The sequence below is a fragment of the Microbacterium sp. GbtcB4 genome (assembly GCF_019091465.1).
GTDB classification, from domain to species: domain Bacteria; phylum Actinomycetota; class Actinomycetes; order Actinomycetales; family Microbacteriaceae; genus Microbacterium; species Microbacterium paraoxydans.
Genome location: NZ_JAGXJJ010000528.1, coordinates 1 through 238, shown reverse-complemented (window position 1 = coordinate 238; position 238 = coordinate 1). Strand labels below are relative to the sequence as shown.

At 69.7% G+C, this 238-nt stretch carries 1 protein-coding gene; it reads left to right on the top strand.

Features of this window, described 5'->3' with window-relative positions; all coding sequences use genetic code 11:
- Nucleotides 1-238 (top strand): alpha-galactosidase (locus tag KVS71_RS18710; protein ID WP_217585283.1); only part of this gene is annotated, 238 nt, incomplete at both ends.

The following is a 238-nucleotide window of genomic DNA, read 5'->3' as shown; positions in this document are numbered from 1 at the left end:
GGGGGGAGCGCGGGTGGATCTCGGCATCCTGGACCGCACCGACCGCATCTGGACGAGCGACTGCCTCGACCCGGTCGAGCGGCTCGAGACGCAGCGTCACACCGCGCTCGTCGTTCCGCCCGAGATGATGGGCATGCACCTGACCACCCCGCACGTGCATTCGACGGGGCGCACCGTGTCGCTCGCGTTCAGCGGCGCCGTGGCCCTGTTCGGCCACTTCGGCATCGAATGGGATCTC